Source organism: Deltaproteobacteria bacterium, from assembly GCA_020845895.1.
In the GTDB taxonomy this organism is placed as follows: domain Bacteria; phylum Lernaellota; class Lernaellaia; order JACKCT01; family JACKCT01; genus JADLEX01.
This window is the reverse complement of record JADLEX010000052.1, coordinates 1-9,746: the sequence shown is the minus strand read 5'-3', so window position 1 is coordinate 9,746 and position 9,746 is coordinate 1. Positions and strand designations below refer to the sequence as shown.

Annotated in this window: 9 protein-coding genes; 7 read left to right on the top strand and 2 right to left on the bottom strand. The window is 65.0% G+C overall.

From position 1 onward, the window contains the following. Nucleotides 1-206 precede the first annotated feature (206 nt). Entirely contained in the window at nucleotides 207-1,826 is a 1,620-nt protein-coding gene (locus tag IT350_06605) for a phosphoglycerate dehydrogenase (GenBank protein MCC6157707.1), read from the bottom strand. 271 nt (nucleotides 1,827-2,097) lie between these two features. Between IT350_06605 and IT350_06600 the strand changes: the two genes are divergently transcribed. Both IT350_06600 and IT350_06595 read left to right on the top strand, forming a co-directional pair. After that, a complete protein-coding gene (locus IT350_06600) occupies nucleotides 2,098-3,675 on the top strand; it encodes a CehA/McbA family metallohydrolase (protein MCC6157706.1) in 1,578 nt (525 codons plus the stop codon). Between the two features lie 36 nt (nucleotides 3,676-3,711). Beyond that, a complete protein-coding gene (locus IT350_06595) occupies nucleotides 3,712-3,891 on the top strand; it encodes a hypothetical protein (GenBank protein ID MCC6157705.1) in 180 nt (59 codons plus the stop codon). 67 nt (nucleotides 3,892-3,958) lie between these two features. Here the strand turns inward: IT350_06595 and IT350_06590 are convergent, their stop codons facing one another. After that, nucleotides 3,959-6,259 (bottom strand): penicillin acylase family protein, encoded by a 2,301-nt coding sequence (locus IT350_06590; protein MCC6157704.1) that lies wholly within the window; start codon nucleotides 6,257-6,259, stop codon nucleotides 3,959-3,961. Here IT350_06590 and IT350_06585 point away from each other — a divergent pair. The 5 genes from IT350_06585 to IT350_06565 form a co-directional block, all read left to right on the top strand. Continuing rightward, nucleotides 6,249-6,554, top strand: a complete 306-nt coding sequence (locus IT350_06585) for a hypothetical protein (GenBank protein ID MCC6157703.1) — start codon at nucleotides 6,249-6,251, stop codon at nucleotides 6,552-6,554. The two genes, IT350_06590 and IT350_06585, sit on opposite strands and share 11 nt — an antisense overlap. Nucleotides 6,555-6,582: 28 nt before the next feature. Then, a complete protein-coding gene (locus tag IT350_06580; protein MCC6157702.1) occupies nucleotides 6,583-7,233 on the top strand; it encodes a TetR/AcrR family transcriptional regulator in 651 nt (216 codons plus the stop codon). Next, nucleotides 7,230-8,579 (top strand): TolC family protein, encoded by a 1,350-nt coding sequence (locus IT350_06575; protein MCC6157701.1) that lies wholly within the window; start codon nucleotides 7,230-7,232, stop codon nucleotides 8,577-8,579. Before IT350_06580 ends, IT350_06575 begins: the two co-directional genes overlap by 4 nt. Before the next feature lie 12 nt (nucleotides 8,580-8,591). Then, a complete protein-coding gene (locus IT350_06570; protein MCC6157700.1) occupies nucleotides 8,592-9,452 on the top strand; it encodes an efflux RND transporter periplasmic adaptor subunit in 861 nt (286 codons plus the stop codon). Between the two features lie 10 nt (nucleotides 9,453-9,462). Beyond that, on the top strand, nucleotides 9,463-9,746 hold a 284-nt coding region (locus IT350_06565), incomplete at its 3' end, for an ATP-binding cassette domain-containing protein (GenBank protein ID MCC6157699.1).

Below are 9,746 nucleotides of genomic sequence, written 5' to 3'. Positions count from 1 at the left end.
TGTCCGATGACGCCGCTCAACCGCGCAACATACTCATCCCAACGACCGCCGGCGACACGCTTGGAATCAGCCATACCCCCAGCATGACGCGATCAAAACAGGAAGTCAAGTTTATGACACAGTAGTACTAGTGCCATTCGTAATCCCCCCGGTTTCTCGTGACCATGCGCGTTGCCGCTCAATGCCCCGGGCGACAGAGCCCCGCCCTACAAACTCGCGCGTTTGGCCGAGGTGATCGCGGGATTCTTCTTGAGCGCGGCGATGACCTCGTCGGGCACCGGCTCGTCGGTCGTGACGATGGTGAGCGCGGTGCGGTCGGCGACGCTGCGTCCGAGGCGCATGTTGCCGATGTTGATCTTCGCATCGCCCAGCACCGTGCCGACCCAGCCCACCACGCCCGGCACGTCGTTGTTGCGCATCACGAGCATGTGGCCTTCGAGCTCGATGTTGAGCACCTTCTGGTCGTACTTCACGAGGCGAATGTCATTGAGGCCGAAGATCGTGCCCGTGAGGCTGCGGCTCTCGCCCGTGGGGTACGTCAGCACCACCGTCAGGTACTGGTGGTAGTCCTCGACGGCGGGCGAGCGCGACTCGCGCGGCTCGATGCCGTGCACCGTCTTCGCCACGTGCTCGGCGTTGACGAAGTTGACCTCGGTATCGTGCCAGCACGAGAGCAGGCCCTTGAGGATCGCGATCTTGAGCGTCTTGAGCGGCTCGGCCGCAAAGCGCGTGAGCTCGCCGCCGTAGATGATCTCGAGGCCCTTGGGCGTGACGCGCCCGACGGTGAGCTGCCCGTGCAGGCGGCCGATTTTTTCGGCGAGCGTCAGGTAGGGTCCGAGTTCCTTCAGCACTTCCTGCGACACCGACGGCACGTTGACCGAGTTTGTCACCACGCCGCGCGTGAGGTAGTCGATCATCTGCTCGGCGATGGCGACGGCGACGTTTTCCTGCGCCTCGTCGGTGCTCGCGCCCAGGTGCGGCGTCACCACCACGTTGTCGAGGCCGAAGAGCGGGCTGTCGGTGCACGGCTCGGCGGCGAAGACGTCGAGCGCCGCGCCCGCCACGTGGCCCGACACGAGCGCGTCGTGCAAGTCCTTTTCGTTCACGATGCCGCCGCGCGCGCAGTTGATGATGCGCACGCCCTTTTTCATCTTTGCGATCGTCTCGGCGCGCACGAGGTTTTCCGTCTCGCGCGATTTGGGCACGTGAATCGTGATGAAGTCGGCGCGGGCGAACAGGTCGTCGAGCTCGACCTTGTCGACATGCAGGTCGCGCGCGTGTTCGGCGGTCACGAAGGGGTCATAGGCGATGACGCGCATCTTGAGGCCGACCGCGCGATCCGCCACCACGCGGCCGATCTGGCCGAGGCCGATCACGCCGAGCACCTTGTTGAACATCTCGGTGCCCTGGAACTTGTTCTTCTCCCACTTGCCGCCCTTGAGGGACGCGGTCGCGGCGGGGATCTTGCGCGCGAGCGACATCATCATCGACACGGCGTGCTCGGCGGTCGTGACCGTGTTGCCGCCGGGGGTATTCATCACGCAGATCCCGCGCTTCGTCGCGCCGACGAGGTCCACGTTGTCCACGCCGGTGCCGGCGCGGCCGACCACGCGCAGGTTTGTCGCGGCGGACAGCAGATCCTCGTTGACCTTGGTCGCCGAACGCACCGCGAGGCCGTGATACTGGCCAATGATCGCCTTTTGTTCCTCGGGCTTGAGGCCGGGTTTGTAGTCGACTTCGATGCCCGGCGCGCGGCGGAAGACCTCGAGGCCGGTTTCGCTGAACGAATCGCTGACGAGCACCCGGAACGTGCCGTTTTCGGCCATTTCCCACCTCAAATTTCGCGGCTCCGATGCCGCCGTTCAAATGCCGCGGCGCGGCGCGTGGCACCGGCCCGGTTCGACCCCAATTCGGTCCGTGAACAGGCCGCGAAAATTAAGCGTGTTGGCGCGACGCGTCAAGTCGGTTCGGCGGCGAGCCGCGGCGGCTTGACAGGGCGTGCCGCCGTGCCTCACGGTCGATTCGATCGTTGAAACTCGCGGGAATCGTCGCTTCCGAATCGCGCGGACGCGGACCCGCTTCGCATGGGCGGTTGCCATGATCGTGGGTGATCGTTTGTCGCAGTTGTTCGAGATCTCCGGTTCCCTCCACCGCCTCCTGGTGCCGGCCATCATCGCGGGCATGTCGCTTGCGATGGTCGGTTGCGGCGGTGACGACGATGACTCCGACTCCTCGGCTTCGTCGGATGACGATACGACGGATGACGACACGGCGACCGATGACGACACGACCGACGACGATGTGGCCGACGATGACGTCGATGACGACACGACCGACGACGACGTTTCGGACGACGACACGCTCGATGACGACGACACCGGCCCGTACGCCGATGACTTCTGCGCGTACTTTCTGACGGGCGAGGTCGATCTCGAAGGGACCGACGCGGACGGCGATGGCGTGCCCAACGGCTGGGACCACTGCCCGAACAATCCCGCGGACAGTCTGGACAGCGACCGCGACGGCATCGGCAACGCCTCGGACCCCGACATGGACGGCGACGGCACACCCAACGACGAGGACGCCGACCGCGACGGCGACGGAGCGGAGGACGTGGACGAAGACGCGGCGGGCACGGACCCGGCGGACCCCTCTTCGGTCCCGGACCTGCCGCGATTCGACCTCGATCTCGGCGTGTGGAACCCCGAGCCCGGCTGGTACATCGGCGATCTGCACATCCACACCGAATACAGCCACGACAGCGTGGCGCGGCTCGCGTGGCAGATCGGCGCGGCGCGCAAGGCCGGGCTCGAGTTTCTCGCCATCACCGATCACGACGTCTTCGAAGCGCCGTTCGATCCCGCGTGGGATCAGGACGGACTGCTGCTCCTGCCCGGCATCGAGTGGGGTGGCGCCGGTGGTCACGCCAACATGTGGGGCATCCGCACCTTGCAGGACGCGGCGTCCAACACGCCGGACGACATCCGCCTGTCGTGGCGGCAGGCCCGGCTTCAGGGTGGCGTGCAGTCGCTCAATCACTACGGCGGGGACAAAGACGATTGGGATGCGCTCTTCGCCCTCGCCCCCGATCTGTTCGCGGAACTCGACACCATCGAGATCTGGAACATCTTCTGGCTGTTCAACGAATCGACCAACGAGCCGTCGGTCGCGTTGTGGGAGGACCTGCTGAACGAGGGCCACCGCATCGGCGCGGTCGGCGGCGGCGACGTCCACTACGGCCCTGCGTTTCACATCACGCCGGCCACGGTGGTGTACGCACAGTCGCTGTCGGTGCCCGGCATCCTCGACGGCATCCGCCGCGGGCGCACGTACATCACGCAGGCTGATCTCCTGACCTTCGACGGCCGTCCCGAACTCGATTTCCGCGCCGACGGCGACGGCGATGGGATCTTCGAGGCCATGCTCGGCGACGAGGTGCCGCCCGGAACCGTCACGCTGCAAATCGACATCAAGCACGCCAAGGGGCCGGTGCAGGTGATCCGCAACGGCGAGGAGATCGCGCGCTTTGCCGATCACGACTATAACGCCGACGTGCACTACACGCTCGATGACGACGCCCCCGCCGGCGCGTGGTACCGCGTGCAGATGCGCGATAACGGGCAACCGTGGGCGATGATGCGCCTGATGTCGTCGGCGATTTACGTGTCGGAATGAGCATTCCTGTCATTCACGGCAACGGTGGGCCAATCCATGAAGAACACGGACTCAAAAACCAAAATGACCAGCGTCAGTGACGCGTCGAAAGGGCAAGACCGGCGCAAGAAAATCGAACAGCTTCGCGCGATGCTCGGAACCGTCGACATCGATGCGAAGAGTTTGAAAAAGCTCCGCGATGCGGAGATCAAGGAAGCCAAGCGGGACCTTGGATAGTCTCGCGGGATGTTTTTCACCGGGTGCTTCGCACCGCGAAAAGTCAGCCCGCCCTAATCCATCCTCCTCAATTCCCCGGTTCGAGCCGGATGCGCGCGGCCATCGTCGCCGCGGCGAGATCGTCGGCGTCGAAAAGAAGTTGGTAGTCCTGCACCTCGTACCACGCGTCGAACATGTTGGAATACGCGGGATGATTCGCGTTTTCCGACTGCCCGCCGGGGAACGACACGCGCGCCGCGCCGGGATCGCCCATGTCGATGAGGAAACGCAGCGCCGAGTAGTACTGCGTGTCGTAAGTCATGCCGGGCCGGTAGCCGCCGGCGTTCACCGTCTGCGCGTCGCCGGGATACGGCAGCGTTTCCATGCGGTACTTCTTGCCGACGAACGGCGCTTTCGAGAGCGGATGTTTGAGATAGAGCTGGTGCAGGTCGCCCCATGTGGCCTTGGCGAGGGTCTTTGGAAACTTCTCTTCAAGTTCCGCCTTGGCCGCGCGCATCGCCGCGCGAATAAACTCGGCCCGCTCGGCGGCGTTCGACCAGAGCCCGGTGCGTTCGCGGGGAATGGCCTCGACGGTCTGCTGGTTGAATTGCACGGAGGACAAAAACGCCTCGCGCGACTCGGGCGAAAGATCGCGGATCGCATGGAGCACGAAGTTCGCGACGAAGACCTGATAGTACAGCCCGCCGTGCGATCCGACCGAGAGCTGATGATTCCACGAACGCAGTTCATCCACATAGTTCGCGAGATCGGCGTCGCCGTTTCCCGCCGCGATGACGATGGGCAGGATCAGCGCGGCCTGGCGCGTCTTCACGTCGGCCTGCTGCGCGCGCAGATCGTCGATGCCGTGCTTCGGATTCGAATCCAGCATTTCGGTGATGCGGTCGACGCGGTGCGATGACGCGTAGGAGTGCGAAATCGCGTCGGCGTACGGCGAATCGGGCCGGTGGTTGGCGGTGGCGATGAAGCCGCGCTCGGGATTGACGGCGCCGGCGCGCTCGTGGAAGCCGACAAAGCCGTCCCACTGTTGCCCGGGGTCCGTACCATCCTTGGGCATGAAGCCCGAATATCCCACGCGGCGCGGGTAGTCACCCGTGACGAACCAGCCGATGTTGCCGCGTGAATCCGCCGCGACGAGGTTGAGCGTGACGAGGCCGATGCGCTTTGCCGCCGCCTCGACTTCGTACACCGAGCGCGCGGTCATGAGATCGAACGACGCCTCGAAGGACTGGTCGGAAAACCACGACGCCCAGCGCACCGAAATCGCGGTGCGCGTCGTGGGCGTCACGGTGGTGATGATCGGACCGAAGTCGGTCGTGTAGAACGACTTGGGGAATTTGCGTTTCTTGCCCGACACCGCGAAGCTCGTATCGCCGAGCGGACGCCATTCGTCGCCGACGCGGTAGGTGAGCGCGACGGGGTCGATCTCCTCGACGGCGAGGTCCATGTTGTCGCCCTTCACCATCGTCATGCCCCAGGCCGCGTGGCCGTTGTGGCCGATGATGACGTTGGGTACGCCGGGGATGAACGCGCCCGCGACGTCGTAGCCGGGCGAGCGGACGTGGCCGAGCCACCAGTAGCCCGGCATCATGCGGCCCAGGTGCGGGTCGTTGGCGAGCAAGGCGTTTCCCGTGCGGCTCCTCGACGGAGCGACCACCCAGTTGTTGCTGCCCGCCGTGTCGGGCGACACGTGCAGCTCGCCCTGCACGAACAAGCGAAACATCTCGTAGCCGGGCATGAATTCGAGGTCGCGCAGTTTAGGCGCGAGGCGTTCCAGGTACGCGTAGTCCTTGGGATCGAGGTCGTAGTCGGGCGCGAGCAGTGTGAGCATCTTGGGGATGGAAACGCCTTCGCGCAGCATGAACAGCCCCGCCGTTTCCTCGTCGATGTTTTTCGAGAGCGTGAAGGCCATCATGGCCATGATCGCGCCCGAATCGCCGGGAGACCACGGCGCGAAGTCGCGGCCCAGACCGAGCGGCAGCGAGTAGGGCATCGACAGCTCTTTTTCGTTCGCGCGCACGAATGCATTCACGCCGTCCGCATAGCTTTGCAGCAGCGCGCGGCGCTCGGGCGACAGGCCCTCGATCAGCCGATCGCCGATCCCCTCGAAGTCGAGCAGCTTCATGAACGCGCCGACCTCCCGAAAATCGATCTTTTCGCCCTTGCCGAACTGCCGGACGCGCACCTTCAGTTTGGCGATGCGCGCCGCGTCGCCGCGCGCGAGGTGGCGCAGCAGATCCATCTGAAACAGGCGCTGGCTCGCCATGGCGTAGCCGATGCCGAAGTAGGCGTCGGCGTCGGTCGCGGCCTGCACGTGCGGGATGTAGAGGTGGTCGAAGTCGATCGAGACGTCGTCCGAAATGCCCGGCACACTGAGGCTGTCGGCCTCGCCGGGTAGGGGAAACCCGAGCCCGACCCATGCCTTCCCGCACGCCAACGTCGAGGCCGAAACCACGATCGCGATCGCCATCGCACGCCAAAATATCCGTTTCGCCATCGATCCCCTCGCCCAAAAAGCCTTTGCGGCGCGCGACATTAGCCGGTTTAGCCCGGCGGATAAAGCACCGCGAAACGACGCATTCGCATTGGAAATTCGTGACGATTCTCACGATGTGCATTTTTCGATTGACGCCCGGGAAAAGCTGTGGCACGATGGAAACGGTTGATACGTAAATCGTTTCTCTAGGAGGAACCGTGATCGATACCCCACAGATCATCGAACGACTCGCCCCCTACATGGCGGCGTCGCCCGACAAGGTCCGCGATCGAATCATCGCCGGGGCCAAGGCACGGTTTCTCGCCGACGGATTCGCCCGGGTCCCCGTCGAGGACCTGTGCCACCAACTGCGCATCTCGAAGAAGACCTTCTACAAACACTTCCGCGACAAGTCCGACCTCGTCCACGCCATCGTGGCCGACAACTTCCGCGAGATCGTCCCACGTGTGGTCGGCGTGCTCGCGTCGGACGACCCGCCTCACGCGCGGCTGCACGGCATGATGGACACGGTGTTGAACGTCGTCGCCAAGCGCATCTCCACGATCTTCGTCGCCGACATGCAGGCGCTCATCCCCGACCTGTGGAACGAGATCGACGAGTTTCGCAAGGCGTACATCATCCCCAACATGCTGCGGATTTTTTCCGAAGGACAGGCGGCCGGCGTGTTCCGCACGGACATCGACGCGCGGGTCTGGTCGCGCATCCTTTTCCTCGTCATCACGCGCGTCGCCGATCCGAAAATCCTCTACGAAAATGAAATCTCGTTCGAGTCGTTGATCTCGACGCTCTTCACCGTGGTCCGCTTCGGCATCGAAGTTCGGCCCGATCCCCCGGAGGTGAAGTCATGACGCACGTTCCCCGGCGGGCCGTCGCGATCGTCCTCGTGGTGTTCATGGCGTCGCCCGCGATGGCCGAGTCGTTCACGCTGCAACAGGCGATCGACCACGCTCTCGCCCAAAACAAGGACCTCGCCGCCGCGCGCGAACAGCCCGTCGCCGCGCATGAAGCCGTCACGCAGGCACGTGCGTCGGTGTTGCCGCACGTCACGCTCGGGGCGGGTTACCAGCGGCTTTCCGAAGTGCCGGTGATCGAGTCGAAGAAGCCGAACGTCGAAATGCCGACGACTCCCCTCGGTCTGCCCACGGTCACGTTTGAAAAGGTCGAGACGAAGATGGGCGACGAAGACAACTATCAGGCCCAGGCCAAGGCCACGCAGGTGCTGTTCACGTCGGGTGGGGCGCTCGCGGGCATCCGCGCCGCGAAGGCGGGCGAGCGTGCCGCGATCGAGACGGTGAGCGCCCGCGAGGAGGACATCGCGCGGCAGGTGGCCGAGGCGTTCTGGGCCGTGATTTTCGCTCAGGATGTCCTTGCGGCGCAGCGCGAATCCCTGCGTGTCGCCGAGGCGCATCTGACCGATGTTCAAACCCGTGCGACGCACGGCGCGGCGAGCCGATTCGAGGTTCTGCGCAGCGAGGTCGAGGTCGCGAATCTGCGTCCCGAGGTGAAGAAAGCCGAGAATCAGGTTCTGATCGCGAAGACCGGTCTGAAATCCCTGATCGGGCTCGACCTCGACGCGCCGATCGACGCCGTCGGCGCACTCACCCCCGACGTGCCCGCGCTCGGCTATGTCGAGGCCCGCGACGAGGCGATGCGCGAGCGGCACGAACTCGCCGCGCTCGCGGCCGGGGCCGAGGCGAACGAGCGCAAGGCGTGGGCATCCACCGCGATGGCGCTGCCCAAAATCTTCGCCACGGGCAGCTATACGTATCAAAAGCCCTGGTACTTCGAGAACGACTGGAAGGACTGGTGGTCGCTGGGCGTCGGCCTTGAGATCCCCGTCTTCGACGGCCTGCAGGCGCTGGGCGCGAGGCGGCAGTCACTGTCCGACGCGCGGCGCATGAATCTGGAAGCGAACGCCGCGCGCGAAAAAATCGATCTCGCGATCCGGCGCTCGCTGCTCGACCTCACCGAGACCGGGCCGCGCGTCGCCGAGACCGCCGAAAACGTGCATCGCGCCCAAGAGACCTACGCGATGGCCGAAAACGCCTATCGCCAGGGCGCGATGACGAACCTCGAGGTGCTGGACGCGCAGCTCGCGCTCACCGGCGCGCGCACCCGGCACATTCAGGCGCTCTACGATCATCAGATTGCCAAAACCCGATTGCTGGCCGCCGCGGGCCGGCTGATTCCCTGAGCGGAGGCCGTCATGAAAAAGCGATTCATTCCCCTCATCGTCATTCTCGCCGTCATCGCCTACGGGTCGTACGAGTTGCGCAAGGGCAAAAACGGCAAGCCGGAACCGCTCTCGGGCACGGTCGAGGCGGTCGAGGTCACCGTCGCCGCCGAGGTCGCAGGGCGCGTGCTGGAACTCGGCGCAAACGAGGGCGACACGGTCGAGGCCGGGCGCGTGATCGCGCGGCTCGATTCGTCGACCCTCGAAGCTCAGCTTCGTCAGGCCGAGGGCGCGAAGATCGCGGCAACCGGCCAGTATCGCGCGGTGGACGCGGGCATCCGCAACGCCGACGCCAACGTCTCGCGCAGTCAGAATCTTTTCGGCGCGGGCAGCATCAGCGAGCAGCAGTTCGACACCGTGGACACGCAGCAAAAGGTGCTGCTCGCCCAGCGTCAGGCCGCAAGCGGGCAGATCCGTCAGGCCGAAGCCACCGCGGAATACGTCAAGACGCTGATCGGCAAGGCGACGATTTCCGCGCCCATCACCGGCACCGTTCTGCGCCGCGACATCGAACTCGGCGAGATCGCCACGCCCGGCGCGTCGCTGTATTCGATCGCCGATCTCGCCAAACCATGGGTGCGCGTTTACATCCCCGAGGACCGGCTCGGCCATGTGAAAATCGGCCAGACGGCGAAGGTCACGAGCGATTCGTACGCGGGCAAATCGTATCCCGGAACCGTCGTCGCCATCGCGGGACAGGCCGAGTTCACGCCGAAAAACGTGCAGACCAGGGAAGAGCGCGTGCGTCTCGTGTATGCCGTGAAAGTCTCGCTCGAAAATCCCGAGGGCGAGTTGAAAATCGGCATGCCCGTCGACGTGGCCCTGTGGGATTGAGGACGTCGCGATGAGCGTTCTCGACGCCCGGGGCCTCGCCAAAAACTTCGGCGAAACGCGCGCGCTGCGCGGCATCGACCTGCGCGTCGAGCCCGGAGAGATTTTCGGCCTGATCGGTCCCGACGGCGCGGGCAAAACCACGGCGCTGCGCCTGCTCGTGGGTGTGCTCAACGCCGATGCGGGCACGGCGAACGTGGCGGGGTTCGACGTGGCGCGCGACGCCGAGTCGGTGCGCGAGCACGTCGGCTACATGCCGCAGCAGTTCGCGCTCTACGGAGATCTGACCGTCGCCGA

Excerpts from the sequence above, each read along its gene's own strand:
- IT350_06575 (MCC6157701.1), top strand. The coding sequence starts at position 7,230 with ATGACGCACGTTCCCCGGCGGGCCGTCGCGATCGTCCTCGTGGTGTTC.
- IT350_06585 (MCC6157703.1), top strand. The coding sequence starts at position 6,249 with ATGCCCGGCACACTGAGGCTGTCGGCCTCGCCGGGTAGGGGAAACCCG.
- IT350_06595 (MCC6157705.1), top strand. The coding sequence starts at position 3,712 with ATGAAGAACACGGACTCAAAAACCAAAATGACCAGCGTCAGTGACGCG.
- IT350_06605 (MCC6157707.1), bottom strand. The coding sequence starts at position 1,826 with ATGGCCGAAAACGGCACGTTCCGGGTGCTCGTCAGCGATTCGTTCAGC.
- IT350_06600 (MCC6157706.1), top strand. The coding sequence starts at position 2,098 with ATGATCGTGGGTGATCGTTTGTCGCAGTTGTTCGAGATCTCCGGTTCC.
- IT350_06570 (MCC6157700.1), top strand. The coding sequence starts at position 8,592 with ATGAAAAAGCGATTCATTCCCCTCATCGTCATTCTCGCCGTCATCGCC.